Origin of the sequence: Lacticaseibacillus zhaodongensis (genome assembly GCF_009687905.1) — a bacterium.
In the GTDB taxonomy this organism is placed as follows: Bacteria; Bacillota; Bacilli; order Lactobacillales; family Lactobacillaceae; genus Lacticaseibacillus; species Lacticaseibacillus zhaodongensis.
On record NZ_BLBG01000001.1, the window covers coordinates 468,918 to 495,267 of the forward strand.

The window sequence follows — 26,350 nt, forward strand, 5'->3', positions numbered from 1 at the left end:
CGTGGTGTTTTTTGCTGGCAGTCGGACTTTGCCGGGTGCCGCCGGAATGATTACTTAAAATTATTGTTCGTAATCCACAGGTAAGCTTGTTAGTGCGGTGCGGCGCAACTCCGCGGGAACCTGCTGGCAAAAAGCAAAGTCGGCGAGCCACTCCTTTTGCTGAGCGATTACGCGCCAAGCGCCAAAGCTGTTTGCGGATAGATCCCGTACGGACGCGGCTGTCAGTTGTGTGCCGAGGAGTTGGTCGATGCGTGCGCACTGGTCCTGACTGGCGTAACGCCGGGTGAGTAAGTATTCCTTCAATTTGATTTTGCCCTTGGTCTGCTCGTCCTTGTGGTGCTGGAGCCACATTTCAACCGCGGCCTGGCCGTCGGTTGTTTCATATAATTTGCCGTCGATATACTGTAACATGTTAATTCTCCTCCGTTTTTTTGTAGTCGAGCTGCGGCCCACAGAAGGTTGCGGCTAACATACTCTGGACCAACTGCTAAAAACCACGCATTTGTTCCAGAGTCCGTTAGTCCTCACCTTCTGACCGTGAGCCTCTGCTCTGTGCATGAAAAAAGTCGTCCACGTAACGTGCACGACTAAACAGAGTTTGTTTGTTGTGCATCCGTCTACGGTGGGGCACGTTGCGTTTCCGTACGTTGCCGGTTGGTCATAGTGCGTAGCCACTACCAACACTCTCGATACATATCCGATTTTCTTCACGAATCATGATACGGGGCTAGTGGACCACTGTCAACAGCAGTTTGCGGTCACTCTTGGTGCAGGTGATTAATTGTTTGCTATAATTAGCAACAGTTACGGCATATTCGGCTAATTAACGCGGCCGGTGGAACGTGTTCGCAGGTGGAGCAGCCTGCGGGGAGAGACAAATGGCAGAAGAGTATCCGGTGATTCGGGAAGTTGATTACAGCGATAAAGGTTTAGCTAGTCTGGAGCGAATTGCAGATCAGCATAGCCACACATTGCTTTTAGATTTTCCCACAGTCTACATAATTGGTGCCCAAGCGCAGCGGGATTTGCTGATTTACGTTGGTGAAACCACGAGTATTCAGCGGCGGACCGTTCAACATCTTGAAGACGACCCACACAAGCAAGAGGGCTGGGCTGCAATCGACAAGGGCCAGAATGGACGCATGATCGTCATTGGGCACGAACATTTCAATAAATCCATGACCCTAGACATTGAGAACCAGATGATGCTTTACCTGTCGGGCGCCGAGTCCAGTCACCGGCTCATGAACTTGCGGACCAATCCCCAAGGCAGTTACTACCCGATGCAAGAAAAAGATGATATTTTCGGCAAGATTTGGCGAAAATTGCACCGCATGCATCCGGATGTATTCCCACTTGAGCGGATTATTCGCGATTCTGCGTTGTTTAAGGCGTCGCCGTTCCACAAGTTAACGCCGAGCCAGTTCCGTGCCCGTGACGAGATTCTGCTCCGCGTGCAGAAGGCACTACGTAATAATGACCAGGGCCAACTGATCCTAGTGCAGGGTGAGGCTGGCTCCGGAAAAACGGTGTTGCTCAGTAGCCTGTTTTACCAACTTTTGACAACCATCGACCGTGCTGGCAATGTCCGCGAATCGGTTCCAACGGGTGAGCGAATGGCGGCCAAGTTGATGGTCAATCATGAGCAGCAGCTGAAGGTTTACAAGCAGATCATGACCAAGTTAGGTTTGTACACCAAGGGTGGGGACCAAGTCGGTAAACCAACCCACTTTATCAACGAGTTGCCTGCAGATGGAGACCCGATTGATGTTGCCTTGGTTGATGAAGCGCATCTGCTTTACACGCAGGGCAAACAGGCTTACCGTGGTAAGAATCAACTGCTCGATTTGCTTGGTCGTGCTCGCGTCGTCATCACAGTAATTGACCCGCATCAGGTTTTGGCAACAAACGGTTACCGGAGCAAGCAGAGTTATCAGAAGTTGCTTGAGCGCGCCGCCACACACGGCAGCATTGTCACTTTGCAGCAGCAGTTGCGGATGCAGGCAGACCCGGCCACCTTGCGCTGGATCGATGAGTTCGTACTTGCCCGCAAAATCGATCAATTACCTGGCCACGACACTAAGGGTTTTGACCTGCGGGTTTTTGATTCACCATTGGCAATGCAAAATGCCATCAGAGCAAAGGCACAAGATGAAAGCCAGGGCTTGTCCCGCATGCTGGCAACTTTTGACTGGCCTTTTGTTGAAAAACGACATCCAGATGGTGATACCAGCAAAATGTGGCAGGTTAGTGTTGGCGACTGGTCGATGCCGTGGAATTTGCAGTTGTCGCCCGCAAACAGGGCTGAAGCACGGCGCAACCGCGGCCTAGCCTGGGCCGAGCAAGCCCAAACAATTAATGAAATTGGCTCCACTTTTACCGTTCAGGGGATGGATTTGAATTATGCTGGCGTTGTGCTCGGCCCCTCCGTTGGGTTCGAACATGGCCGCGTGGTTTCACGGCCGGAGAATAGCGCCAACCATAACGCTACCCAGAAGCGGAGTCTAAATGGCGAAAAAAAGAGCGTCGCGACCGAGCTCTTGCGCAACGAGGTCAATGTCCTGATGACTAGGGGTGTGCACGGACTCTATATCTATGCGGTCGATCCGGCATTGCGGCGGGCGCTCAAGAATGCTGCGGCGAGTGCTGTGCAGAATGTCGCGGAGGAGCCTCAGGATTATGAATAACCACTGCTGCATTGTTTGGGTAGCGAATATTCAATTTTAATTTTGGGAGAAATTATGGCAATTAAAGTCACAGAGTATCAGCGAGCTGACCGGTCGGAGCTAATTCCGTTGCTACTGATTGGTGATGCTGACGAGAAGCAGGTCAACGCGTACGTAAACAGCGGCCGGATTTTTGTTGCTACGGACGACAACGACATTGTTGGTGTAGTCTTGGTGATTGCAGTTGATTCAAGCACGCTAGAAATCAAGAACATTGCCGTGGCATTGGACGCTCAAGGTCGAGGTATTGGCACCGAGTTACTGGAATTTGTTTGTTCTTATTTTGCCGAGGGTTATTCGCGGGCAATTGTCGGCACTGGAGATGCAGACGTTCAGAACATTCTTTTTTACCTCAAGCGGGGGTTTAGGTTTTACGCCATCAAGAAAGGTTTCTTTGATGCGTACTCGCAGCAGCTTGTTGATAACGGGGTCGTGCTGAAGGACATGGTCATGCTGGAGAAAAATTTACGGTAAAGCGCAAGCATTCATTCAAAGCTCTGGACCATTGTGAGTAGGCCAAGCCTGATTTGCACATGGGTTAGCTCATAATAATTAGAGCTATAGCTGAAAAAGAAGCGTCCCGCTGAATTTTGTCAGCAGGGCGCCTCTTAGTCTTATTAGTGCTTTAGACTGCGACCGTTTTGCCTTCAACGGTAATCTGGTTGCGGCCGTTGTGTTTGGATTGGTACAAGTAACTGTCGATGCGTTTGTACAAGCTGGAGAAGTCCTCGTCCTCCGTGCGCAGCATTGTAACGCCCATTGAGAGGGTGACCTGAATCTTTTGGCCCTCGTAGGTGAACTGGGCCATGCGGATCTCACGGAGGATGTCCTTTGCTAGTTGTGTTAGCTCTCCCGAGGTGGGGTTAACGACCAAGATGTTGAACTCTTCGCCGCCAGTCCGGTAAAGGGCGCAGCGGAACTTGGTGGCCTCCAGCATCGAATTGATGAGGTGCGCCAGGCCAATTAACACTGAGTTACCAGCGGAATGACCGTAGTGGTCGTTGATGCGTTTGAAGAAATCAATGTCGAACATAATGACACCAAAACTGAGGCCGTCCTTATGTGCTTTTGGGACCCAGATGATTGTGTCGTCGTGGAAGGCATACATGCTGCCGGCGCCAGTCAAACCGTCGCGGTTGATTTCCTCAATCAGCTGGTGGCGTTCGTTTTCATGGTGGTTCTCGGCGTTCCAGTAGTAAATTGTGACTAAAATCATCAGCATCAGCATCACCGTGTTCGTGATGACGTCGATGTCGGTGGTACTCGATTGACCCAGCCAGAAGCCAATCCCAATAATCGCGGCCATGACCACGGTTAGGTGGTGTAGCGCGGTCAATTGGTTCCGCCAGTACCAGAAGACGATGATTGCTACCGCAAGCAAAGCCAAACTGACGATGCGGGCGGGACCGGCAACCTGAATGTTGAGTACCCAGAACAAAACGAGTACTGCTGCGCGAACTATGTATTCAATGATGCCGGTCTGTTCGTCGTCGAGCATGGTGAAAAATATGTAGAGGGCAAGGTTAAAGAACACCGGTGTAAAGACGTTCAACTGCGCAGCAACCTGACAAAAAATAATAATCAGCAGGCCGAACAGCGCCACGAACGAGCGGACGCGCAAGCCAGCGGTTTTGGTTGCATCATCCGTTCCGAGGACGCGCAGGGCGATACTGTTGTGCACCCCAATGTAGCCAGAAATCATGAAGACACTGACGATGGTTTCAACAAACCACATAAGCCAATAATGCATAAAGAATTCCCCCAGGAAAATTAACGTGCCGAAAAAAATGACACTCGGTTAATGATATAGCAATTCTTAGAATAATACCAGAATTAGATTAGCGGAGCATTGCTTATTAGCGAATGAGCAGACTGAATTGGCCCGCGGGTTTTGTTTAAATTGTGGAAATCGCGCTGCAATTCGCGTAGCCTGAAGGAGGTATAGTTAAACTCAGTAGAACGTGAGGAACAGATATTGATTGATAAGCAGACCCTTGAATTAGTTCAGCATAATCTAAGCACCATTGGCAAGTCGCAAATTGCCGCCGTTTTGAAGCTGATGGATGAAGGCAACACGATTCCGTTCATCGCCCGTTATCGGAAGGAAATGACGGGCAGCCTGGATGAAGTTCAGATTCAGACAGTTGAAGCAGAATACCAACGGGCAACCGCTCTGCAAGATCGGAAAGCCGCCGTCATTAAGAGCATTGATGAGGAGGGTAAGCTCACACCCCAACTGCGCCAATCAATTCTGGCCAGTGCCAATCTGCAAGATGTTGAAGACATTTACTTGCCATACAAGCAAAAGCGTCAGACCAAGGCGACGCTTGCCAAGCAGCGCGGTCTAAAGCCCTTTGCGCGTTGGCTGCTGACGTTTCCGAGTGGCAATCTGGAGGTTGCGGCGCAGAAGTATGTTGACCCAAGTAAGGAACTGCGCTCCCCACAGGACGTGCTAGATGGTGCCCACGAGATTTTGGCGGAAACCTTCAGTGAACTTGCGCCGGTGCGCAACTGGGTGCGCGGTTTCACCACCCGGACTGGGAAGATCCGGGCGACCGTCAAGCCTAAAGGTAAGGCGCTGGACGAGAAGGGCGTTTACCAGCAGTATTACGATTTCGCCGAACCAATTGCCAAAATGACGGCAACACGGACGCTGGCAATCAACCGCGGCGAGAAGGAGAAAATTCTGACCGTCAAGGTGGCCGTTGATACGGATCCAATCATTAACTATTGCCACTTCAAGTTTGTTGGCAAACGGCCAGACAGCCCGGCGACAGCTTTTATTGAAGCGGGATACCAAGACGCCTACAAACGTTTCATTGGTCCAGCAATCGAGCGTGAATTGCGCAGCAGTTTGACCGCGACTGCTAACGATCAGTCAATCAAGGTCTTCGGCCAGAATCTCTACAACTTGCTGATGCAAGCGCCTATCAAGGGCAAAATTGTCCTTGGCTTCGATCCGGCTTATCGAACGGGTTGTAAGCTCGCTATTGTTGACGAAAATGGCAAGTATCTCGGCAAAGGGTTGATCTACCCGCATAAACCGGCCCCGGAGCAGAAGCGTCAGGCTGCGCAACAAGAATTCATTGCTATTTTGGCAAAGTATCACGTCCAGATGATTGCAATCGGAAACGGGACCGCCAGTCGGGAATCGGAGCAGTTCGTTGCGGACGCGCTCAAGCGGGTCAAACGTGATATTTACTACGTGATTGTGAATGAGGCCGGCGCGTCGGTCTATTCAGCCAGTCAGGCAGCGCGGGACGAGTTTCCGGACCTACACGTTGAGCAGCGTAGTGCCATCAGCATTGCCCGCAGACTGCAGGACCCGCTGGCGGAACTGGTCAAAATCGATCCGGAATCAATCGGTGTCGGGCAGTACCAACACGATTTACCCGCGAAGGACCTTGCCAATGAGGTAGACGTGGTGGTCGAACGCGCGGTTAACCGGGTCGGCGTGAACCTAAACACGGCCAGCTACCAGTTGCTGGAGCACATATCGGGCTTGTCGACGACCATCGCCCGCAACATCGTTAAATATCGCGACGAGAATGGACGTTACAACAGTCGCAAAGAGTTGAAGAAGGTCGCGCGGCTTGGCCCGAAAGCATATGAGCAGTCTGTGGGCTTTCTGCGGATTATTGGCGGTAAGGAGCCACTCGATAACACCGATATTCACCCCGAGAGCTATGCGGTGGCGCGGAAAATTTTGCAGGCAGCTCGCGTGGAGTCGGCTGAGATTGGAACCGCGGCAGCTGCTGCTAAACTGCAGGGGTTAACTGCGCAAAATTTTGTTGGCGCTACAGTCGGCCTGGAGACGGTCAAGGATATTATCAATAGTCTGCAAAACCCGGGTCGCGACTTGCGGGACCAGATGCCGGCACCGCTCTTGCGCAAGGATGTGCTCACGATGGCCGACCTCAAGCCGGGGATGAAGCTTGAAGGAACCGTCCGGAATGTCGTGGACTTTGGTGCCTTCGTCGACATTGGGGTCAAGCACGACGGGCTCGTGCACGTTTCGCGGATGCGGGCGCATCAGTTCATCCGCGATCCCAAAACGGTGGTCAGCGTGGGTGATATCGTAACCGTGTGGATTGAATCTGTTGATTTGGAACGCGAGCGAATACAGCTGACGATGGTGAGTCCGGAAGCACAGTGATGAGTGAGGGCCTAACCGGATTTGTCTTATCCTATGGTGGTAAGTGGCGCCCAATCATGAATATTTTGCAGACTCGCACTGTATATTAACGGTGCGAGTTTTGCTATAATCTGCACATAAAGGCGAAACGATTCGCCAGCAGAAAGGATGACGTTCTATGAAGAGCATTGTAGTTGGCGTTGCGACGGCACAGGAGGACTACAAAGCCTAGCTAAGTTAGTTCTCCGGGTTTTTTCAGGAGGACAAAACACTGAAATTAGATGATTACGGTCTGACAGGTACCCAAGAGGTAGTTGCTGGACTCACTTTGGCGCGGGTAATTGCGACCAGCCACATGCAGTACACAGTCGTTACGGCAGCGGGCCAGTTCCAAGCACAACTAGCCGGGCGCTTGACCAACCTGGCCAGCGGTCCGGAAGACTTGCCGACAGTCGGTGATTGGGTGCAGCTACGGTTGCCAGCGAACGAGACTGATGCGGCAATTATTGAACGTTTGAATGCGCGGAGCACTGTGTTTCTGCGCAAAACGGCCGGCCGGCGTTCCGGCGCCCAGTTGGTTGCAGCCAACATTGACTGGCTGCTGCTGTGCATGGCGCTGGATGCGAACTTTAACATTCGCCGCCTTGAACGTTACCTGGCCGTGGCCGCGACATCGGGCGCCCAGGCGGCGATCGTTTTGACCAAGGCGGACCAGGCGCAGAATCTAGCGGAGCAACTGACCGCGGTCGCAGCGGTAAGCGCGTCCGCCCCACTGCTTATTTGCGACGCCACCAAGGCTGATGGGGTGCAGGAACTCAAGGATTTCATGCAGCCGCGGCTGACCTACGCATTTTTGGGCTCGTCAGGAGTCGGTAAATCGACACTGATCAACCGCCTGCTCGGAGCGGACAAAATCGCCACCCAGGCGGTGCGGGCCAGTGACGCGCACGGTCGTCACACCACCACGGCCCGGCAGTTATTGCACTTGCCGAACGGCAGCTTGGTGATCGACACGCCGGGGATGCGGGAATTAGGCTTGTTGTCTGCTGATGTTGACAACACCTTTGCAGATATTCAGGCGTTGGCTGAAAATTGCTGCTTCAACGACTGTACGCACCAGCATGAGCCCGGCTGCGCGGTGCAAGCCGCGGTTGCGACGGGCGAACTACCCGCAGAGCGGCTGGCAAGTTACCAGCGGCTGAAGGCGGAGCAGTCGCGCAATAACAATCTGCGCGGCAAAGAGCGGGAGAATGCCAAAATCACCCGCATGTTTGGTGGTAAGAAGCAGATGAAGGCGATGATCAAGGCTTCGCGTCTGCGGCACCGTTAAGTTAACTTTTTACCGAAAGGCCGCGGCTTATCTGACCCCGGTTAAAGACGGCCCGTTTTACGCGGTGACTTTAGGTGTGGGGATGGCGTGTGCGCTAGGCGGCTTGCGGATCGATACGCACAATGCCGTGTTGAATGACTTTGGCTATCCGATCCCTGGCTTGTATGCGATCGGCAACGATGCGGCAGGCGTGCTGGTTGGCGATACGTATGCTGTCACCTTGCCTGGCAGTACCGCAGGATTTGCGGCATTTTCTGGGCGCAATGCGGTTCAGGCGCTCTGCCAAAATCAATAATGATGAAGCGCACAGTGATTGTGCGCTTTTTTTGTGGGACGGTCACAAAGGGCACTTGGGTGACGCGCTTTATCAAATCGTGATCCGCTGATTTTGACCGTATCGGCATTCAGTGGTTAAGAACGAGGATCGGCGCGCATCAGTACCAGCGGCTGCAAGCATTGTGCGCGATGCCGCTTCAGATAGACAGGAATCAACTGCCCAATATACTGCACGGATGCGCGTCATTGTTCATGTTTTTACACCACCCCTTGCTATCAGCTGCGTTTTCCGTTATATTGGAACAGTCATTCCAATAAGGAGCAAGTTTAATGAGAACAAAGACATTCGTTGTCCAAGAGGCGTTAGCGCAAGCGGTGCAGCTGTTTTGGCGGCAAGGTTATGCTGGGACGTCGATGACGGACTTGGTGCAGGCGATGGGCATCAACCGCCAGAGTATTTATGATACTTTCGGCGATAAGCATCGGCTTTTCATCTTGGCACTTGACGATTACTACACGCAGACTAAGGCCGAGCTCACAGCCAAGCTGGCGGCAACGACGGGCTTGCAAGCGACACTGCAAGCGATTTTTACGGTCTATGCCCAGCGCGATGCCACGACGCCTAAGGGGTGTTTGATCGTGAATTCAGCTACCGAACTTGGGCTGGTCGACGCTGAGGTGAACGCCTTGGTGCAGGCTTATTTTGACGCTGAAAAAGCGTTGCTCAATCAAGTGCTCAGCCAGTATCAAGCCTCACTGCGCCAGCCCAGCGACATCCCTGCATTGGCCAGCCGTTTGCAAAATGCCTTGGTGGGGATCAGGGTGCAGGCGCGCATTGGCCAACCGCAAATCGATGCCATTATTGACGCGACGATCGCGTCACTGCCATGGAAGGAAAACCGCTGATGAAAGCTGCCCAGATCCAAAAATATGCGAAGTCTCTTGATGTCCAGATTAACAACATACCCAAGCCTGAGCCGACTGACAACGAAGTTCTGATCCAGGTTAAGTATGCGGCGGTCAATCCTTTAGACTTGATGAACATCGATGGCAGTGTCAAGCTGATCCAAAGCTATTCGATGCCGTTGACGCTGGGTAATGAAGTGTCCGGTGTGGTGGCGGCAATTGGCGCGCAAGTGAGCCGTTTTCGCGTTGGCGATCAGGTTTATTCGCGCTTGCCGTTGAACAAGATCGGCGGCTTTGCGGAATATGTCGCCGTGGATCAAGCCGCGATTTGGTTTATCCCGCAGCATCTATCGTTAAAACAAGCGGCGGCGGTGCCGTTGACTGGTTTGACGGCTTATCAAGGCTTGACGGAAGAATTACAGATCAAGCCTGGCCAAACCTTGTTCATTCCTGGCGGTTCAGGGAGTTTTGGCCAAATGGCGGTGCCGTTAGCCAAGCAAATTGGTGTCAACGTCATCGTTTCTGGCAACGCACTTGCTAAAGCGCGCATCATGGCGCTAGGGGCCAGCCAATATCTTGATTACCGCAAAGAGGATTTTTGGACGGTACTTGATCCAGTCGATGCCATTATCGATACGCGCGGCGCCAAAGCGCTGCCGCTGGAAATGGGGGTGCTTAAACCCGGCGGCCGGCTGTTGAGCTTGATTGCTGGGCCGAACAAACAATTTGCGGTGGCGCGGAATTTGCCGTTCTGGAAAACACTGTTGTTTGGCGTAGCTGGCTATCGCTTTGATCGTTTGGCGCGGCAACACCACAGCCTTTATCGCTTTATCTTTGTGCGCGCAGACGGGCACCAGCTGCAGCAGATCACATCGATTGTAGAAACTAACCACATCGTGCCGGCCATCGATGCGCGGGTCTTTGATCTTGATCACATCAATGATGCCTTGCAACTGGTGGCGCATGGGCGATTGACCGGCAAAGTGGTCGTGGCATTATAGCCAGTACGAGAGGCAAAACAATTCCTGCTCAGACAAACTCGTCTGGGCAGGAATTTTTAATCAGGTCCCGCATTTTGTACAGCGACAAAAAAAGGCCTCATTACAGAGACCCGTCAACAGCTGATAAACTTATCGATCAATGAATCAGACAAACTTCACGAGATTTCTGCATCTCAAGTAAATTCAACCTTGAGTTTCTTCCCAAGTGCAAAAGAGTGCAAAAGCAATCTTGCTCATGGTATCGAAGCTAGTGTTCTGGCCGTGCTCAATGCGCGCAATCGTGGATTGTGGGACATGGGCCCGCTCTGCCAACTCACGCTGGGTCAATCAGTCACGTTCACGTTCGTTCAACAATGCTACCGCACTTTTAAGTTTAGAAGATTCAGCGTCAAACCCTTCCTTAAATTCGGGATCTTTAAGTTGTTCAGCGAGATAATCGTCAAAAATAATATTCTTTGCCATGCTACTTACCTCCCAAATTATCATAGTATTCCGTCCGAAGTTCTTTGGCGTGATTCAGCTCAGACGGCTCTTGTTTCAATTCAAGATGGCCCAATGTTCAATTATGCTGCTGGTAGAGCTGGCTTACCGAAGTAGAAGCCTTGGCAGTATTGAATTCCCAAGCTGGTTGCAAACTCAACGTCGGCTTGGCTTTCCACGCCCTCAAGGATGAGTTCGATGTTAGCTTTTTTGGCGGTATCCGCCCAGAACTGGACGCGCTCACGAATGCGCTCTGGCGACTCGTGCTTACGCAGGTTCTGCATGGCGAACTTAATGCCGTCGATGTATGGCAAGACTTGTTTGACGAGTTCGTAAGAATTATCCGAGCCAACGTCATCAATGAAGATATTGATACCCGCGCTCCGATAAATCGAGGTGATGCGCCGAATCGCGGAAAGATCTGGTACCGAAGTGATCTCAACGACCAACTTTTCCGGGCCATAAGCCGCTTTGGTAAAACCGGCTAGGGCCTTAGCAAAATTGGTATCCGCGAACTGGTCGCGGGTGAGGTTGATATCCATGCGTTTAAGATTGCTGCTCGTAATCACCTTAGTCATCAGCGCAATCTGCTCTTCAACACCGATGTCGAAGCGGCCTGGTAGGTGCCAGTGGTCACCGTCTTGTTGCCGTAACAATAATTCGGCACCCCAAGTCTCCGCGCTGGTTTTGTTCGGTTTAACGATTGGTTGCGCGAAGTAGGTGAGTACCGGTTCGTCGCCGTCGATAGTCACACCGCTGCCGTAGATTTGATTTTGACCGCGTTGCTTGCAGACGCGGAGGTTGTCATCCGCCCGGGCAAAGGCTGAACCAATGCTGGGGTCTTCTTGCTGGGTTACAGTCAAGCCAGCCGAAACAGTCAGATGTGCATAACCACCGTTGACGGGGAACCGTTTATTGGCAATTCGTTCCCGGCAGTCGTTAACAACCGTGGCCGCTTGTTCGGGGGTGATGCCGAGGAAGCCTAGGGTGAATTCTTCACCGCTAGCCCGGTACAATCGTGCCGTCACCTTGGCATCGTGCACGGTGTTCTGAATCATGTCCGCAATCGTCAGCAAAACCAGGTTGCCAGATAAATACCCATAGTGTTGGTCAAAGGAACTGAATTGGTCAACATCAATTGCGGCAATTACCATCTGTTCGTGCCGATCTTGCGCATCTTGGAACATGCTGTCCATATCGGTTTGGTCGTTCGCAAACACTGCTTCTGAAGTCATTTGGTCGTAAGCCGCGGCCCGCTGCAATGCACCGGTGCGCGCGTCGGCCGTGACCGTCAAACGAATGTATTCGCCAACAGCAATACCAACGATGGCATATGCGAGTAACTCGCGCAGCCACCACCAAGGATCAAAAGTCCGGGGCTGGGAGACGTAAATGCCAATAATTCCAATCAGTCCCAGAACAAAAAGGCCTAAGTAGTCGCGCAGCCGGTTCTTCTGCACCCACTGCCGGATCACGATGAGTCCGCAGAGAATTACCACCCAACTGATGTAGGCCGCGATGACGAGCGGCCCAAGCGGGTTGGCGTAATGCAGCAAGTAGACAAAGCAGCACAGTTCCTGAATGATGATCGTCGGCCAATCGCCGGTGCGTACCGCAATGGTGTAGAGACTGACCAACATCAAGTTGAGAAAGGGCCAATGCATTCCAAACACGTGCATTTGCGGGTCAACGTGGTATTGCATGTCCTGCAACATGTATAGCATCCATAAATAAATTAAGCCGCCGATCCGCACGATCATGGTCCGGTGGGCGACGATAAAAGGTGCTACTGACCGGTCGTTGACCCAGTACAGTAAGGATGTCATCCCCAATGCCAGAAAAATGCTTAACAATAGTGTTGTAACGTAAGAGATGGTGATCATGCCAACGCCCATCTTATTGACCCCCCAGTGTCTATGTACTTTAACATTCCCCTAATTAAGCTAATTATTCGTACCCAGATTAACTCATAATCAGTATAAACAATAATATGTGAATAAACAAACATTATTGACCGAAAAGCACGAATTAATGTTCTCAAGTTACGTGCAAATCCGCATTATACGATAGTGTCAAGACAATAAAGAAACAAAAAAGACTGAATACCGTAAATTGTCCGGCATTCAGTCCGTTTTTTAATTATTAGATTATTGATTAGTCGGATTAACGGTTAATCATTTTGTAGTTCTCATCATAAAATTTACCATTCCGAATGTCGTCAGGCATGCCGGCATATGGTTCTGCTGCAATTACCTGGTCGTTGTTCTGACCGGCATCGCCAATATAAGTGATGTTGGCAAATTCGGGTACGACCAGCTTTGGGTAGGTCGCGTATTTTTCGCGCGCTTCAAGCATGCGGTCCAGGTGCTCGTTTTGGTAAGCAACGGTGATTTCTGGGTGATCCTGCACCCACTTAGGGAAGAATATGGTCCCGTTCAAGCGGTGCTCATTGGGAACGAAGTCGAGGGCAACGTCAGTCCCGGTTGGTTCGGTCCAGGCGATTTTGTAAATTCCGGCCGTCAGCATGGTGATGTGTGCTTCCTGGTCGGTTACCCAACGTCCTGCAACCATGCCACCGTGAATCCGGTAGTCAACAGTGTGGTCGTTCTTAGCGTACCATTCGTATTCCCAACCATTGTCATAGGTGTAGATGAAGTGGGTACCAAGAAAATCGTCGAGCGTTTCAAAATGCTTGTCCATGTGATTCAAGTTTGCCATTGTTAATTCCTCCTGTATTTCAGTACATGTAAATAATTACATGTTTTAAGCAACGTGACTATGATATACTGTTGTCATCAGCAGGTCAAGGAGAAATAACATGGCAAAACGCAACATTTTACAATTCATCATTTTGGGGCTCCTGAATCAGCAGGCCCGGACCGGCTACGAACTGACGAAAGCCTTCGATTCGGATATTGGCGAATTTTGGTCGGCGCAACACAGCCAAATTTACCCACAGCTGCAGCGTTTAGAGGCGGATGGCCAGATCATCCACAGCGATGAGGTGAGCGGCGAAAAGTTGAATCGCAAGCGTTACGCAGTCACTAGCGCTGGGCAGGCAGCATTGAACGATTGGCTGGCCGCCGACACCGAACCAACAATTGGCGGGCGGGATGAGTTTGCGCTCAAATTGTACTTTATCAAGTCGCCAAGTGATCCGCGTCTGCAGCGCATGCTCGCGGAACAACAAGCATTCCACACCCAAAAATGCGCGCATTTGCAGGCCCAGATGGCGGCCAAGTTTCCAGAGCGGCAACACGCGGACGATTTTGGCCACTATCTGGTGCTTGACCACGCGATTCGGCGGGAGACAGCATATGTTCAATGGCTGCAGTCGGCTAGTGAACAATTGGCATAATTTTGTAAACAAAAAAACGCCGCCGCCAGCACGTAAATCTGTGCTGCCGGTGGCGTTGCTACCAAATGTAATAATCGGACGCGGGTGAACTTATTTAACTAATGGTTTGAACCGGTCAATGAAGGCGCTAGTGATGGGAGTTTGCAGGCGGTGCTTCCGCCACGCCAGAACGGTGTGGGTCTGGACGCGAGGCGAGAAGGGCACGAAGCGGACGCCAGAATGATTGTGGCGGTCGATGACCCCTTCAATCGTCAGTGCTGCGCCGACTTGGGCCTGCACGAGCGGAATGACATTAAAAATCAGGTTGAAGTGGCCAACGATGTTCAGGTCAGCTGGATCGATCTGGGCCCAGTTGCTAAGCAGTTGTTGGACGGCACTGCGACTGGATATGATTAGCGGAATCCTGGTCAACATTTCTGGCTCGATGACGGGCGCAGTGGCAATTGGCGCATCAACGCTGACGACTAGGCCCCAGCGCTCGGTGTGGGCGAGGGTGAGATGATCGTATTTATCAGCATTGACGGGCTCCAGCAACAGGCCCAAGTCAATCAGACCCTTGTCCAGCCGGTCGAAAAGGTCGTCACTCGTGCCGGTAAACAGATTAAAGGTGACGGCTGGATATTCAGTTGTGAAAGCCCCAAGCTCTTTGGCCAGGGTGTGGCTACTATCCGCTTCAACGGCACCAATGTTGATGTTGCCACTGAAAAGCTCGCGGCGGCGGTCAATGAACGTCTGCTCGGTTTGTTCACTGAGCGTCAGAATTTCCTGCGCTCTAGTTTTGAGGTACAAGCCGGCTTGGGTCAGAATCAGGCCGTGATTACTGCGGGTGAATAATGGGGCACCAAGTTCATCTTCCAGCCCCTTTAATTGCCGTGAAAGTGTTGGTTGTGTGATGTGGAGTCGTTCAGCCGCGCGCGAAATCGACCCCGCTGCATCGATCGCCAAAAAATACTTTAATAGCCTTAGTTCCATGACCCTGCCTCCTTGCAGCTAGTAAGGACGTTCTCCGCCAGTTCCAGCTTGATCAATTCCTAAACTACTATAACTGTGTAGCTCAGGGTTGACAATAATCTGCAGGATTAGATCCGCAGCGTTCATGCGGGAAACAGTAGCGTCTTTGAATGGCGTTCCTTTGGCGGTCAGCTCATTGTTGATCTCATTTGCGGTCGTCATGTACGCGGGGCGGATCAAGGTGTAATTTAGACCGCTGTCTTCGATAATTTTGGCTGCGCGTCGGGTGTCTGCGATTACCTCGGGGCCAAATCTGTCAGGATCCTCATGATACAAGCCCAGCCCGGTGGCAAACAGCAGTCGTTTGGGCCCGGCACTAGTCATGGTGCGCACGATGTTTTGGGCGAGCGGCGCAAGCTTACCGCTCAGGTTGGCGTAAACAATATCTTGTCCCGCCAGTGCCTGCACGAGCGCTTGGTAATCGTTGACATCGGCTTCAATGACGTTTTCACGGCGGGGGTCAACTTGCTGCAGGCGACTCGCGCGGCGCAAGTACAGGGTTAATTCGCTGTCAGTCTTAGTGAGAAGGCGGCGTTCAACAATCCGGGCAATTTGGCCGTTCGCACCCAAAATCAAGACCCGCGGCACGCTGTTACTCACCGTAAATTTCCTTGGCTAATCCGAATGCAGACCACGCTTTTGGCCAGCCTGAGTAAAAGCTCAGGTGGGTGATCAGCGCAACCATCTCGGTTTTGGTCACACCATTGTCCTTCGCAATTTGCATGTGGGCCTTGAGCTGTGGAAATAATCCTTGTGCCATCAGTGCGGAGCAGGTGATGAGGCTCCGGTCGCGGGCGGACAGTTCGTCTTCCTTAGCCCAGACTTCGCCGAACAACACATCATCGTTGAGGGCCGCAAATTGGGGAGCAAACTTCCGCAAGTTGTCGTGGCCAGCGGTTTGTTTTTTTGCCATGTTTTAGTCCTCCACTGCGTTGTACTGGGCGTCAGAAACGGGTCCTAGCCATTCAGGGGTACCGGCGGTGATGGCGATGTGGGCGAACCAACTGTCCTTGGTTGCTCCGTGCCAATGTTTGACTCCATCGTGGGTGACTACGACATCGCCGGGGTGTAGTTTACGAGCGGCCTGGCCTTCTTCTTGGTACCAACCCGCACCGCCAGTTACCAGTAAAATCTGAAAGCCGTTGTGGTGGATATGCCAGTTGTTACGGCACCCGGGTTCGAAGGTGACGTTGCCCACGCCGACATTTACTGCCGGATCATTGACGAGGTTCTTGAGGTAACTTTGACCGGTGAAATACTGGGCGTAGGCGTCATTCTTGGCGCCCATGCCGAAAACATCATTTTTGACGGATTGTTCATTTTGACTCATGTTAGTTACTCCTTTGCAGATAGCTGTTTAGGTAAGGTTGCACGATTGCAGCGCTTCGATGAATCTAAGTGTATGACCACATGAAATATGCGTCCAATACCCACTTTATGTACCTAATATACTTTTTAGGCATGTTCGTGGCTACAATTAATCCGGTAATGACCGCTTTGTTGGTCACGGTTTGGAAAGACCGGCTACAGGTTGCAATGATTTAAGTGCATGATATAAATTATCCAATCATAACCCATTAGTAAAACGTTGAAATTATTACAAGTTACATTAGGTCTATTACCAGAAAAAATAAGCACAGCGGTAATACAGATTCAGCAAGGTTAATTGACCATTAAATGTAATAAACCGTCGTTTTGCGATTGAACAATCGTTTACATTCAATCTTTACCCATTATCCTATTGACCTTTACGTGCTTAGGGATAATGATGTACCTAGTCTGGGGGGACTGTCATGATTCAACAAGCACTGGGCTATTTTTTTCTAACGGTGGCCAGCACTTTGGGCTTTATCACCGTTTATTCGCAAGTTGATACGAGCGCCCGGAAGATTGTTGCGGCCAAGCGAAACCTGAACCCGCTAAACCGTGAGCAACCGGTAATCATTTACATATCTGCACTATTAATATTGCTGCGGATTATTGGTGGGGGCTTTGGCGGGCACCTGCTTTGGCTACTTATCAATCTGCAAGTGATTATTTTGGTGTACTCCAACCTGCTAATGCCAACTATTCGCGCTTTTGTCATCGTCCAAGCAGTTGCAATTGCCGTGTTTGCATCGACCGGAATGATGAATTGGCTTAACTGGCTGCTCATGTTGGTTTCGGGGGCAGTAATGTTTGCGGTGCGCTGGTATGGTCCGCATTTTAAAAATGATCAGTATATTTACGTGCTGCCCGCGGGCGTTATCGGGGTGGCCTTCTGGACAACCGCGGCCGTGCGGTTTCCCCAGATGGTTTCGCCAGGATTCGCAGCGGTAAACGCCCTTAGTTTTATTTGGTCATTTTTTGCGCTGGGCCGTTATGATCGCGATCAACGTGCAGACCAACGGATTATCGCCCAACTCACGCACGAGACGCAGTACGATGGGTTGACGCGGGTGCGCAACTGGACCACCTTCCAGCAGGACTTCAATGATAAGTTTAATAGTACTGACCAGTTGGCATTGATTGCGTTTGATATCGATCATTTTAAGTCGATTAACGATACGTACGGCCATCTTGTCGGCAATCAAGCGCTGATGGTGGTCGTCAGCACTTTGCAAAAGTATCTGCGGGCTGAATACCCCGCTGGGCACGTATATCGCACCGGGGGCGAGGAATTTGCTATCATTCTGCCAGACACCGATCGCCAAAGGGCTACGGCAATTGTTTTGGCTTGCGAGGAGCTTTTACGCAGTATGCCAATTCGCTACAGCCAGGGCGAGTTCCATATGTCGGCATCGTTTGGCCTGGCATTAGCTAGTGGTCACAAAATCGGTGACGCGACTGCGATGTTCAAACGCGCGGATCATTATCTGTATCAATCCAAGCGTGCCGGCCGCAATTCCGTCACTATTGAAGGAATCACGATGTCCGCGATGCGTAACCCATCCGCGCACGCAAGCGATGAAGAAGCGTAACGCACCGGCAGTACCTCGCGCCCGCCAACCTGGCCGCCAAATAAATTAGTAAGATCGGAAGCTTGGTTCCGGTCTTTTTGATTGCTTCACACGTAAACGCAAGCCTTGTTTGGTCGCCAAAATGGTGCTAAAGTAATCGCTAGTCGACTAACGAAAAGGACGTGCTTAAATGACGATTAATTACGGCCGGTTGATCAGACTGGCTTCTAACAAGATGGTGCAACAAATGGATGCCTATGCGCGCGATTATGGGCTAACGGGTACCCAAATCTCAATCCTAGATTTTTTGGCTAATGTGAAGGGCGTCTGCCTGCAACGGGATATTGAGGCGGAATTTAACATCCGCCGGTCCACAGCAACGGTACTGTTGCAGCGAATGCAGGCCCGGGATCTAGTGGTGCTCGCACGCTTTGCTGGGGATGGTCGGCAAAAGCAGATCAGCTTAACAACGAAGGGTAAACAGTTGCAACTTGCAACTAGCGATTACATTGCGCGCGACCAACGAGAATTCGTTGCGGCGTTTACGGATGCGGAACGAACAAAGTTTAGTCAGATGCTGCGGTATTGGATCAAGGAGGAGAAGTAAATGACGACGGACCGGATTGAAAAACGGGTGGTCGGGGCAATCTTTGCCACGGGCCTGTTATCCTTTAGTGGCGTGATCGTGGAGACGGCGATGAACATCACCTTTCCAACCGTGATGCGGGAGTTCAACGTGACCACCAGCACGGTGCAGTGGCTGACGACCCTGTACTTGTTAATTGTGGCCACGGTCATTCCTTTGTCGGCGTTTTTGAAGCGGACGTTCAAAATGCGGCGGCTCTTCATCACCGCTAATTTGCTGTTCATCTTAGGTCTGGTTCTGGATGGTAGCGCACCAGCCTTTTGGGTCTTGCTCCTTGGTCGTGCCGTTCAGGGACTGGGGACAGGCATTGCTTTACCACTGATGTTTAACATCATTTTGGAGCAAGTGCCGCAGTCCAAAATTGGGACGATGATGGGGGTTGGAACCCTGATCACCGGGATTGCGCCGGCGATTGGGCCCACGTTTGGCGGGTTAGTAACTACTTTTCTGAGCTGGCGGTACATCTTCGTGTTCTTATTGCCGGTGCTTATAATTTCCTTTGTGTTGGGTGTCCGCTGTATCCAGCAGAAGGAGGCTTTACAGCAGGGCAAACTGGATGTTAGCGGGGTGCTGCTACTCATCGTGACTTTCGCCGGCCTGATTTTTGGAGTCAGTGAAATTAGTTCCGGGAGCATTGCACCAGCGCTAGTCTGGGTCGCCATTGTTGTGGGCTTACTCGCGTTGCTGCTTTTTGTGCGGCGGTCACGGCACCAGAAACGGCCGATTCTCGATCTGTCGCCGTTCGGAACCACCAGCTTTTCGCAGCGGGCGCTGGCGTTCGTGATGTTTCAGATGCTGGCGTTAGGCTTGTCCTTTGTCTTGCCGAATTATCTGCAATTAGTTAATGGGGCGACTGCCTTGCAGGCGGGATTGATTGTCCTTCCGGGTGCCGCATTGGGTGCTGCGCTCGCGCCAATTAGTGGTCGCCTCTACGACCACATGGGCCCGCGGCGGCCAATTCTGGTCGGGGCCAGCATCGTTTTGCTCGGCATGTTCGCGTTTGCGCTGCTGCCCATGCCGCTCAGTAATGCCGAGATAATTTGCTGTTACCTGGTTTTCATGTTGGGGATCGGTTTGGCATTTGGGAATATTCTGACCGATGCGCTAGGCCAATTATCCGCGCTACAGCAAGCTGACGGGAACGCCATTATGAATACCATCCAGCAGTTTGCCGCCGCACTCGGGACCGCAGTTTCCTCCGCACTAGTCGCGAGCGGGCAAAATGGCCGCTCGCAAATTGATGGCACCGCTTTGGGCAGTCGGTGGGCATTATGGCTGTTGCTTGGGTTCAGCATCATCGCCTGGTTGATTTTGCTGCGGGCATTGCGGCAGCATAACAAGGCCTAGAGTAGTCTTTTGTGCAGGATATTAGATGACAAACAGGCCCGCTCCGAATTAATTTCGGGGCGGGCCTGTTGCTTGTTACGCAGATCGATTTAATTTATTGGTGTAGTCGGTATTAGTCAGGATCGATGACGTTACCGCGGTTTTGGAATGCTGCTAGAGCTGCACGGGCGATTGGGCCGACAATCAGTAGCTGCAGTGGCAAAGCCATGAATAAGTTGAAGATCCAGGTGTGTAAATAGGTCAGGACAATGTTGCCACCGAAGTTAGCGGTGACGATGATGCCAAACGCAGACATCAAGGTGACCATGCCGGCAACCATCAGTACTGAGATCCAAATGCCGATGATGGCGGGCTTTTGTTCCATTTCAGGCTTGAAGATGTGGTTGAAGAAAATCTTCTTTGCGGTTGGGCCAACCAAGCCGAGGTCAAGGACCAAGGCGATTGCAAGCGCCAGTGGGTAACCCTTGAGCACTTCGAGAACGTAACCAGCGCTGAAACCATCACTCATGGCGACGTTGTAACCCGCCATGACGAAAACCATCAGGCCGGCCATGATGAGACTGAAAAATACTTCTTCTTTAAAATTCTTAGGCACAGATAAAACTCCTTGGTTGCAAGCATAGAATTTTGGGAGGTAGAGTCAGCGCGTTGCGCCTATACGGAACCAATTGACAAAGTTGTCGCTCACAGCAGGTCTTAACCATACCAGACTTTTGCAAACAGCGTAAGCACTATTTTCAGAAAATGAAAATTAGCACTAATTATTTGCTCTTCTTTTCGTCAACCAGGATTGTTCCGGCAGGGGGATTCTGATTGAGTGCACCGACGACGGGGTACGGCTGGTATGGGGCTTCAAGAGCAGCAACGTCGTCAGGAGTGAGGGTCACTTCTTGCGCCGCAACCGCCTCCCGCAGGTGCTTCTCCTTGGTGGCACCGACAATTGGCGCCGCCACGCCCTTCGCCCAAGTTTGGTTTTCTTCATTACTTATTTCCTCCTTCTTCGTTGCTGGCAGGTCGGCAATGAGGCCATCGTTAATGCCGAACTTGTTGTTCATGTTACCAATGGTTAAGCCATTCATTTTGTCACCGATTTCTTACACATGCTGAGTATAGCAGTTGGCGTGGGTTCCATGTCTACGCTGGCTGTCAATTGTTTTTCACCGCAATTAAGTCGGTTTTCGACCGATAAATTGCTTTTGTGACTAGCGGCTGGCGGTAAAATGCTTTAGGCTGATAAAAGGAAGAGTGTGTTTGCACGTTGTTGTCTCAGCAGCGTCAAGATTAGTGACTTAACTCGTTATAATAGCTAAAAGGAGTTTTTAAAAAATATGGCAAATATCCAATGGTTCCCTGGCCACATGCAAAAGGCGCGGCGTGAAGTCGCTGAACGTATCAAGCAGGTTGACATCGTTCTGGAAGTAGTTGATGCCCGGGTCCCTGAGTCTTCCCGCAACCCAATGCTGCTGGAAATGCTGCAGCAAAAGCCCCGGATCTCAATCCTGAACAAGGCGGATCTGGCCGACCCGAAGCGGACCAAGCTCTGGCTGGATGAGTATGCGAATGGGGAGCAGTCTGCCCTGGCAATTGATGCGCAGCACGCGCGTCAGTTGCAGCAGATCCCCCAAATGGCTGAGCGGATGCTCGCTGAAAAACTGGACCGGAAGCGCGCCAAAGGGATTCGTAACCCCCACGTCCGCGCGATGTGTATCGGCATCCCCAATGTTGGTAAGTCGACAATTCTAAACCGCCTCGTGCGCAAAAATATTGCTGTGACGGGCAACCGGCCCGGCGTCACCAAAAATCAGCAGTGGCTTAAAACTAGTGGCAACCTTGAACTGCTCGATACTCCCGGTATTCTCTGGCCTAAGTTTGACGACCAAATCATAGGTAAGCGCTTGGCCCTGACTGGTGCCATTGCGGATAGCGTCTTTACTGACGATGAAGTCGCACTCTGGGGGCTGGAATACTTCCAAGCCAACTATCCGGAACGCTTGGTCAAACATTACCACCTCACTGATGAAGAGTTGGTCATGGCTCCTAGCGACCTGATGATCCGGCTGACGGAGAAGTTCACTTACGGCACGGAATACGATCGGGCCGCCAACCGCTTCATCAATGACGTGCGGAAGGGTGAGCTAGGTCGCTATACCCTCGAAGTGCCTGGAGATAAGGTCAGTGAGTAGTCTTAAGGAACTGAAGGCCCAGTTAGCCGCGCCAAACGTTTCCGCAGAGTTGCTGACAGCCTTGCGTAGTGATCAGCGGGCAGGTGCACAGCAGTTGCTCAAAAGTTATGAACACCGGCAGCAGCAGCTGTTTGCGCAGCGACAAATGCTCGAGCAGCACAAACGCCTCGAGCGCGGATTGTGGCCAAATTACCGCCACATTGCCGGAATTGATGAAGTGGGACGGGGGCCACTCGCTGGCCCTGTCGTGACCGCGGCCGTCATCATTGATCCAGATTTTCCCGTGCCCGTTAACGATAGTAAGCAGCTGACCGCACACCGACGCGCGGAGTTGTTCGGCCAGATTATTAGTCAGGCGCGCGCCGTTGCAATTGGCGTGCGGGACAATGTGGCGATCGACCGAGAAAATATTTATCACGCCACCGAGCTGGCGATGGCCGATGCCGTCAATAACCTGCGTGTGCGGCCGGACTACCTGCTCGTTGACGCGATGACGGTACCTTTGGCTATTCCCCAGAGTAAACTGATCAAGGGGGATGCCCGCAGTGCCAGTATTGGTGCTGCCAGCATCGTTGCGAAAGTTATCCGGGATCAACTGATGTGTATGTATGCACAAATCTATCCTGAGTACGACTGGGAAGACAATATGGGTTATGGGACCGCAAAACATCTTGCCGGCATTGCTAAGTACGGCATCACTCCCATACATCGGCGTAGTTTCGCTCCGGTTCGGGACGCAATCAAGTAAAAAACTATTTAAATCGCGAAATCTACAGTAAACCTTTAAGGAGGTCGACATGGAGATTCGCGATTTTTTGTTATTAGTTCATCTCAGCACGGGGGCTAGCCCCACGATTGCACGGCGAGTCATGCGGCTACTGGCGGAAGGCAAGGAGCCCGAGATTAGTACCCTCAAGGAGGCGGTGGGGGCGAAGAACCAGTTGAAGCTCGCGCGTTTTATTGATGATGGCGAGCAGATGGCTACGTGGCGGCGGCTCGCCGGTAAGCAATTTCTCTGCTGCACAGATGCCGAATACCCCGAACGACTGCGGAACATGGATCAACCTCCGCTCGTGTTATTTTGGGAGGGTGATTTAAACTTACTTAAGCGCTGCGGATTGGCCGTGGTGGGGGCACGTGCTGCCGGCGATTACACCCAGACGGCCCTTAACAAGTTGTTGCCGCACCTGGCGCCTGACGTTTGTATTATCTCCGGTTTGGCGAAGGGGGCCGATGCGTGTGCCCACAGATGTGCCTTAGCGTGCGGACTCGCCCCAATTGCGGTGATTGCGACGGGCTTGGATCAGGTTTATCCATACGCTAACGCTGGTCTCCAGAAACAAATAGTTGAAAAAGGTTTACTGATTTCTGAGTACCCATCAGGCACGAAAGCCTTACCTTACCGTTTCATTGCTCGGAATCGGATCATTGCGGGTTTGGCACACGGGCTCCTTGTTACGGAGGCTGCACACCACAGCGGCAGTCTCATCACGGCCACGATGGCGCTAGACGCTGGGCGCAACGTCTTCGCACTACCGAATCGGATCGACGCACCGCTCGGAATCGGGACTAACGAAATTATTCAAAATGGGGCCGCAGTCGCTCTGTCCGGGGCGGATATTAATGCTGAACTAAAATATTTTGCCTAGAATATTTGACAGTTTGCCGTTTCTACTATTAAGATGGGCTTTGATTTTGTGCCGCAAAAATGAAAGGAGGGCGACCATGCCAGCCAAAAATTTGGTCATCGTGGAATCCCCTGCCAAAGCGAAGACAATTGAGAAGTATTTGGGCCGTAATTACAAGGTAATTGCGAGCCTCGGTCACATCCGGGATCTGCCAAAGAGCCAGATGGGGATCGATATTGAGCATGATTACGAGCCAAAGTACATTTCCATTCGGGGTAAGGGTGACGTTATCAAGGAATTGAAGCGTGCCGCAAGTAAGGCGGAGCATATCTACCTCGCAGCTGACCCGGACCGTGAAGGTGAAGCAATCGCTTGGCACGTTAGTCACATCCTCAATCTGGACACCAAGGGCAAAAACCGGGTCGTGTTCAACGAAATTACTAAGGACGCCGTGAAGAATGCGTTCAAGAGCCCGCGCAGTATCGACATGAATCTTGTCGACGCGCAACAAGCTCGGCGCATTTTGGACCGCTTGGTGGGATATTCCATCAGCCCCTTGCTCTGGAAGAAGGTCAAGAAAGGCCTGTCTGCTGGGCGGGTACAAAGTGTTGCCCTCAAACTGATTATTGATCGTGAAAACGAAATTAACGCATTTAAACCCGAAGAGTACTGGAGCATTGACGCCAGTTTCAAGAAAGGGCGCGGGAAGGCCTTTCCTGGCTCATTCTATGGTTTTGACGGTAAGAAGCAGCCGCTTGCTAATGTTGAGGCCGTGCAGAAGGTGCTCGCCAGAGTCGACAAGAAGGACCCATTCACCGTCACGAGCGTCGTGAAGAAAGAACGTAAGCGGTTCCCAGCCCCGCCATTTACTACCAGCTCGCTGCAGCAAGAAGCTAACCGGAAGCTGAATTTCCGGACCCGCAAGACAATGATGCTTGCCCAGCAGCTGTATGAAGGTATCAACCTCGGCGGTAAGCAGGGTACGGTCGGGCTCATCACTTACATGCGAACCGACAGTACCCGCGTTAGCAGTGTTGCCAAGGCGGAAACGTCTAAGTTTATCCACGAACAGTACGGCGAACAGTTTGCTGCCGTCAAGATTCGTCAAGGCAAAATGCAAGAGGGTGCGCAGGACGCCCACGAAGCGATCCGGCCGTCCTCGACCATGCGTACTCCGGAGAGCCTGAAGAGTGTTCTGGACCGTGACCAGATGCGGCTTTACCAGCTGATTTGGTCCCGCTTTGTCGCCAGTGAAATGACGCCTGCCGTTGTTGACACGGTTCGGGTCTCCATGGAACAAAATGGGGTTCAGTTCCGGGCTAACGGTAGTCACACCAAGTTCGCCGGCTTTACCAAGCTCTATGTTTCTTCCCGTGAAACCAATGATGCCGACAAGGAATTGCCGGATCTTGAAGAGGGCGATCAGGTTATCATGAGCAAGACCGACCCTGCCCAGCACTTCACCCAGCCACCAGCTCGTTATTCTGAAGCTAACTTGGTCAAGGCACTTGAAGAAAACGGTGTTGGCCGGCCCTCTACCTACGCGCCAACCATCGAAACGATTCAGAAGCGTTATTACGTGAAGCTGACCGCCCGGCGGTTTGAACCGACTGAGCTCGGTGAAATTGTTAATAGCCTAATTGTTGAATTCTTCCCCGACATCGTGGACATCAAGTTCACGGCGACGGTTGAAGGCGAGCTGGATGACATTGAAGCTGGTAAGAACAACTGGGTCCAAGTTATCGACAGTTTCTACAAGCCGTTCTCAAAGGAACTTGCTTCCGCCGAGGAGGGCATGGCCAAGGTACAGCTCAAAGATGAACCAGCTGGTTTCGACTGTGACGTCTGTGGTGCACCGATGCTGATCAAGATGGGCCGTTACGGCAAGTTTTACGCCTGCTCACGCTTCCCTGATTGTCGCAACACGAAGGCAATTGTCAAGGAAATCGGTGTCGTTTGCCCTAAGTGTGGCAAAGGCCAGATTGTCGAGCGCAAGAGCAAACGGAACCGGACTTTCTATGGTTGCTCCCGCTACCCAGATTGTGACTTCGTATCTTGGGACAAGCCAGTGGGCCGTAATTGTCCAGTCTGCCAGCACTTCCTCGTCGAGAAGCGCAGCAAGGCCGGCGTCCAGGTCGTTTGCCCGAACGGGGATTACGACGAGAAGATCCAGAAGTAATACAGAGCGGAGCGGGACGATTTGAAGTTGAGCATTTGCGTACTCTGGAAGAAATGCCGGTCTTTGGCATTACTACCAGAGTTTGCAAAGCGCAGGCTTCAGTCCCGCGCAGCTCGACTAATAAACAGAGCGGAGGGAGGCGTTCAGAAGCTGAGGACTAACGGACTTTTGGAAAAATGCCGGGTTTTGGCATTATTCCAAAAGT

Annotated in this window: 25 protein-coding genes and 1 pseudogene; 15 read left to right on the top strand and 11 right to left on the bottom strand. The window is 51.8% G+C overall.

The features are described 5' to 3' along the window. Nucleotides 1-60: 60 nt before the first annotated feature. Nucleotides 61-411 (bottom strand): hypothetical protein, encoded by a 351-nt coding sequence (locus tag GN107_RS02355; RefSeq protein ID WP_155285835.1) that lies wholly within the window; start codon nt 409-411, stop codon nt 61-63. Between the two features lie 467 nt (nt 412-878). Here GN107_RS02355 and GN107_RS02360 point away from each other — a divergent pair, with 467 nt between their 5' ends. Then, on the top strand, nt 879-2,687 hold the full coding sequence (locus GN107_RS02360) for a DUF2075 domain-containing protein (protein ID WP_155285834.1): 1,809 nt from the start codon (nt 879-881) through the stop codon (nt 2,685-2,687). A gap of 54 nt (nt 2,688-2,741) precedes the next feature. After that, a complete protein-coding gene (locus GN107_RS02365) occupies nt 2,742-3,200 on the top strand; it encodes a GNAT family N-acetyltransferase (protein ID WP_155285833.1) in 459 nt (152 codons plus the stop codon). 151 nt (nt 3,201-3,351) lie between these two features. On the opposite strand, the gene GN107_RS02370 is transcribed toward GN107_RS02365, so the two are convergent. After that, a complete protein-coding gene (locus GN107_RS02370) occupies nt 3,352-4,476 on the bottom strand; it encodes a GGDEF domain-containing protein (RefSeq protein WP_155285832.1) in 1,125 nt (374 codons plus the stop codon). Between the two features lie 225 nt (nt 4,477-4,701). Here GN107_RS02370 and GN107_RS02375 point away from each other — a divergent pair, with 225 nt between their 5' ends. From GN107_RS02375 to GN107_RS02395, 5 genes are all read left to right on the top strand, one after another. Further along, on the top strand, nt 4,702-6,882 hold the full coding sequence (locus GN107_RS02375) for a Tex family protein (protein WP_155285831.1): 2,181 nt from the start codon (nt 4,702-4,704) through the stop codon (nt 6,880-6,882). 307 nt (nt 6,883-7,189) lie between these two features. Beyond that, nucleotides 7,190-8,191 (top strand): ribosome small subunit-dependent GTPase A, encoded by a 1,002-nt coding sequence (gene rsgA / locus GN107_RS02380; protein ID WP_230678517.1) that lies wholly within the window; start codon nt 7,190-7,192, stop codon nt 8,189-8,191. Between the two features lie 31 nt (nt 8,192-8,222). Further along, nucleotides 8,223-8,486: an FAD-binding protein gene (locus tag GN107_RS02385; protein ID WP_269057682.1), complete on the top strand. Its 264-nt coding sequence runs from the start codon at nt 8,223-8,225 to the stop codon at nt 8,484-8,486. A 311-nt stretch (nt 8,487-8,797) separates the two neighbouring features. Then, nucleotides 8,798-9,373, top strand: a complete 576-nt coding sequence (locus GN107_RS02390) for a TetR/AcrR family transcriptional regulator (protein WP_155285830.1) — start codon at nt 8,798-8,800, stop codon at nt 9,371-9,373. Then, nucleotides 9,373-10,374: an NADP-dependent oxidoreductase gene (locus GN107_RS02395; protein WP_155285829.1), complete on the top strand. Its 1,002-nt coding sequence runs from the start codon at nt 9,373-9,375 to the stop codon at nt 10,372-10,374. Before GN107_RS02390 ends, GN107_RS02395 begins: the two co-directional genes overlap by 1 nt. Before the next feature lie 173 nt (nt 10,375-10,547). On the opposite strand, the pseudogene GN107_RS02400 reads toward GN107_RS02395, so the two are convergent. The 3 genes and pseudogenes from GN107_RS02400 to GN107_RS02415 form a co-directional block, all read right to left on the bottom strand. Then, nucleotides 10,548-10,836, bottom strand: a pseudogene (locus GN107_RS02400) (helix-turn-helix domain-containing protein). Nucleotides 10,837-10,937: 101 nt separating this feature from the next. After that, nucleotides 10,938-12,749, bottom strand: coding sequence for an EAL domain-containing protein (locus GN107_RS02410; protein ID WP_155285828.1), 1,812 nt, complete (start codon nt 12,747-12,749; stop codon nt 10,938-10,940). Nucleotides 12,750-13,017: 268 nt separating this feature from the next. After that, the gene (locus tag GN107_RS02415; protein WP_155286271.1) at nt 13,018-13,554 is read right to left on the bottom strand and encodes a phenolic acid decarboxylase; all 537 of its coding nucleotides are present in this window, start codon (nt 13,552-13,554) and stop codon (nt 13,018-13,020) included. 118 nt (nt 13,555-13,672) lie between these two features. On the opposite strand from GN107_RS02415, the gene GN107_RS02420 reads away from it, so the two are divergent. Next, nucleotides 13,673-14,212: a PadR family transcriptional regulator gene (locus GN107_RS02420; protein ID WP_155285827.1), complete on the top strand. Its 540-nt coding sequence runs from the start codon at nt 13,673-13,675 to the stop codon at nt 14,210-14,212. A 90-nt stretch (nt 14,213-14,302) separates the two neighbouring features. Here GN107_RS02420 and GN107_RS02425 read toward each other — a convergent pair whose 3' ends face one another. Genes GN107_RS02425 through GN107_RS02440 form a run of 4 tightly spaced genes read right to left on the bottom strand, consistent with a single transcriptional unit; the run spans nt 14,303 to nt 16,553 of the window. Beyond that, a complete protein-coding gene (locus tag GN107_RS02425) occupies nt 14,303-15,184 on the bottom strand; it encodes a LysR family transcriptional regulator (protein ID WP_155285826.1) in 882 nt (293 codons plus the stop codon). 18 nt (nt 15,185-15,202) lie between these two features. Further along, nucleotides 15,203-15,823: an NAD(P)H-binding protein gene (locus tag GN107_RS02430; protein ID WP_230678515.1), complete on the bottom strand. Its 621-nt coding sequence runs from the start codon at nt 15,821-15,823 to the stop codon at nt 15,203-15,205. After that, nucleotides 15,816-16,136, bottom strand: coding sequence for a carboxymuconolactone decarboxylase family protein (locus GN107_RS02435; RefSeq protein ID WP_155285825.1), 321 nt, complete (start codon nt 16,134-16,136; stop codon nt 15,816-15,818). The genes GN107_RS02430 and GN107_RS02435 overlap by 8 nt, the downstream gene beginning before the upstream one ends. 3 nt (nt 16,137-16,139) lie before the next feature. Beyond that, nucleotides 16,140-16,553: a cupin domain-containing protein gene (locus GN107_RS02440; RefSeq protein WP_155285824.1), complete on the bottom strand. Its 414-nt coding sequence runs from the start codon at nt 16,551-16,553 to the stop codon at nt 16,140-16,142. Nucleotides 16,554-17,016: 463 nt separating this feature from the next. Between GN107_RS02440 and GN107_RS02445 the strand changes: the two genes are divergently transcribed. The 3 genes from GN107_RS02445 to GN107_RS02455 all read left to right on the top strand — a co-directional run bounded on the left by GN107_RS02445 (nt 17,017) and on the right by GN107_RS02455 (nt 20,155). Next, nucleotides 17,017-18,183 (top strand): GGDEF domain-containing protein, encoded by a 1,167-nt coding sequence (locus GN107_RS02445; RefSeq protein WP_155285823.1) that lies wholly within the window; start codon nt 17,017-17,019, stop codon nt 18,181-18,183. Between the two features lie 169 nt (nt 18,184-18,352). Then, entirely contained in the window at nt 18,353-18,769 is a 417-nt protein-coding gene (locus tag GN107_RS02450) for a MarR family winged helix-turn-helix transcriptional regulator (protein WP_155285822.1), read from the top strand. Then, nucleotides 18,770-20,155 (top strand): DHA2 family efflux MFS transporter permease subunit, encoded by a 1,386-nt coding sequence (locus GN107_RS02455; RefSeq protein ID WP_155285821.1) that lies wholly within the window; start codon nt 18,770-18,772, stop codon nt 20,153-20,155. 112 nt (nt 20,156-20,267) lie between these two features. On the opposite strand, the gene GN107_RS02460 is transcribed toward GN107_RS02455, so the two are convergent. Together GN107_RS02460 and GN107_RS02465 are read right to left on the bottom strand one after the other, a co-directional pair. Next, on the bottom strand, nt 20,268-20,750 hold the full coding sequence (locus tag GN107_RS02460) for a DUF2798 domain-containing protein (RefSeq protein ID WP_155285820.1): 483 nt from the start codon (nt 20,748-20,750) through the stop codon (nt 20,268-20,270). 166 nt (nt 20,751-20,916) lie between these two features. Then, on the bottom strand, nt 20,917-21,234 hold the full coding sequence (locus GN107_RS02465) for a hypothetical protein (protein ID WP_155285819.1): 318 nt from the start codon (nt 21,232-21,234) through the stop codon (nt 20,917-20,919). Between the two features lie 249 nt (nt 21,235-21,483). Here GN107_RS02465 and ylqF point away from each other — a divergent pair, with 249 nt between their 5' ends. From ylqF to topA, 4 genes are all read left to right on the top strand, one after another. Then, nucleotides 21,484-22,338 carry a ribosome biogenesis GTPase YlqF gene (gene ylqF, locus GN107_RS02470; RefSeq protein ID WP_155285818.1) on the top strand — a complete coding sequence of 285 codons (855 nt, stop codon included), beginning with the start codon at nt 21,484-21,486 and terminating at the stop codon, nt 22,336-22,338. After that, on the top strand, nt 22,331-23,086 hold the full coding sequence (gene rnhB, locus GN107_RS02475) for a ribonuclease HII (RefSeq protein ID WP_155285817.1): 756 nt from the start codon (nt 22,331-22,333) through the stop codon (nt 23,084-23,086). Before ylqF ends, rnhB begins: the two co-directional genes overlap by 8 nt. Before the next feature lie 49 nt (nt 23,087-23,135). After that, a complete protein-coding gene (gene dprA, locus GN107_RS02480; protein WP_155285816.1) occupies nt 23,136-23,987 on the top strand; it encodes a DNA-processing protein DprA in 852 nt (283 codons plus the stop codon). A gap of 76 nt (nt 23,988-24,063) precedes the next feature. Further along, a complete protein-coding gene (topA, locus tag GN107_RS02485; RefSeq protein ID WP_155285815.1) occupies nt 24,064-26,145 on the top strand; it encodes a type I DNA topoisomerase in 2,082 nt (693 codons plus the stop codon). Nucleotides 26,146-26,350: the final 205 nt, after the last annotated feature.

Excerpts from the sequence above, each read along its gene's own strand:
- GN107_RS02465 (WP_155285819.1), bottom strand. The coding sequence starts at position 21,234 with ATGAATGGCTTAACCATTGGTAACATGAACAACAAGTTCGGCATTAAC.
- GN107_RS02435 (WP_155285825.1), bottom strand. The coding sequence starts at position 16,136 with ATGGCAAAAAAACAAACCGCTGGCCACGACAACTTGCGGAAGTTTGCT.
- dprA (WP_155285816.1), top strand. The coding sequence starts at position 23,136 with ATGGAGATTCGCGATTTTTTGTTATTAGTTCATCTCAGCACGGGGGCT.
- GN107_RS02415 (WP_155286271.1), bottom strand. The coding sequence starts at position 13,554 with ATGGACAAGCATTTTGAAACGCTCGACGATTTTCTTGGTACCCACTTC.
- ylqF (WP_155285818.1), top strand. The coding sequence starts at position 21,484 with ATGGCAAATATCCAATGGTTCCCTGGCCACATGCAAAAGGCGCGGCGT.
- GN107_RS02365 (WP_155285833.1), top strand. The coding sequence starts at position 2,742 with ATGGCAATTAAAGTCACAGAGTATCAGCGAGCTGACCGGTCGGAGCTA.
- GN107_RS02420 (WP_155285827.1), top strand. The coding sequence starts at position 13,673 with ATGGCAAAACGCAACATTTTACAATTCATCATTTTGGGGCTCCTGAAT.
- GN107_RS02445 (WP_155285823.1), top strand. The coding sequence starts at position 17,017 with ATGATTCAACAAGCACTGGGCTATTTTTTTCTAACGGTGGCCAGCACT.
- GN107_RS02355 (WP_155285835.1), bottom strand. The coding sequence starts at position 411 with ATGTTACAGTATATCGACGGCAAATTATATGAAACAACCGACGGCCAG.
- GN107_RS02455 (WP_155285821.1), top strand. The coding sequence starts at position 18,770 with ATGACGACGGACCGGATTGAAAAACGGGTGGTCGGGGCAATCTTTGCC.
- GN107_RS02425 (WP_155285826.1), bottom strand. The coding sequence starts at position 15,184 with ATGGAACTAAGGCTATTAAAGTATTTTTTGGCGATCGATGCAGCGGGG.
- GN107_RS02450 (WP_155285822.1), top strand. The coding sequence starts at position 18,353 with ATGACGATTAATTACGGCCGGTTGATCAGACTGGCTTCTAACAAGATG.
- GN107_RS02410 (WP_155285828.1), bottom strand. The coding sequence starts at position 12,749 with ATGGGCGTTGGCATGATCACCATCTCTTACGTTACAACACTATTGTTA.
- GN107_RS02390 (WP_155285830.1), top strand. The coding sequence starts at position 8,798 with ATGAGAACAAAGACATTCGTTGTCCAAGAGGCGTTAGCGCAAGCGGTG.
- topA (WP_155285815.1), top strand. The coding sequence starts at position 24,064 with ATGCCAGCCAAAAATTTGGTCATCGTGGAATCCCCTGCCAAAGCGAAG.
- GN107_RS02360 (WP_155285834.1), top strand. The coding sequence starts at position 879 with ATGGCAGAAGAGTATCCGGTGATTCGGGAAGTTGATTACAGCGATAAA.
- GN107_RS02440 (WP_155285824.1), bottom strand. The coding sequence starts at position 16,553 with ATGAGTCAAAATGAACAATCCGTCAAAAATGATGTTTTCGGCATGGGC.
- GN107_RS02395 (WP_155285829.1), top strand. The coding sequence starts at position 9,373 with ATGAAAGCTGCCCAGATCCAAAAATATGCGAAGTCTCTTGATGTCCAG.
- GN107_RS02370 (WP_155285832.1), bottom strand. The coding sequence starts at position 4,476 with ATGCATTATTGGCTTATGTGGTTTGTTGAAACCATCGTCAGTGTCTTC.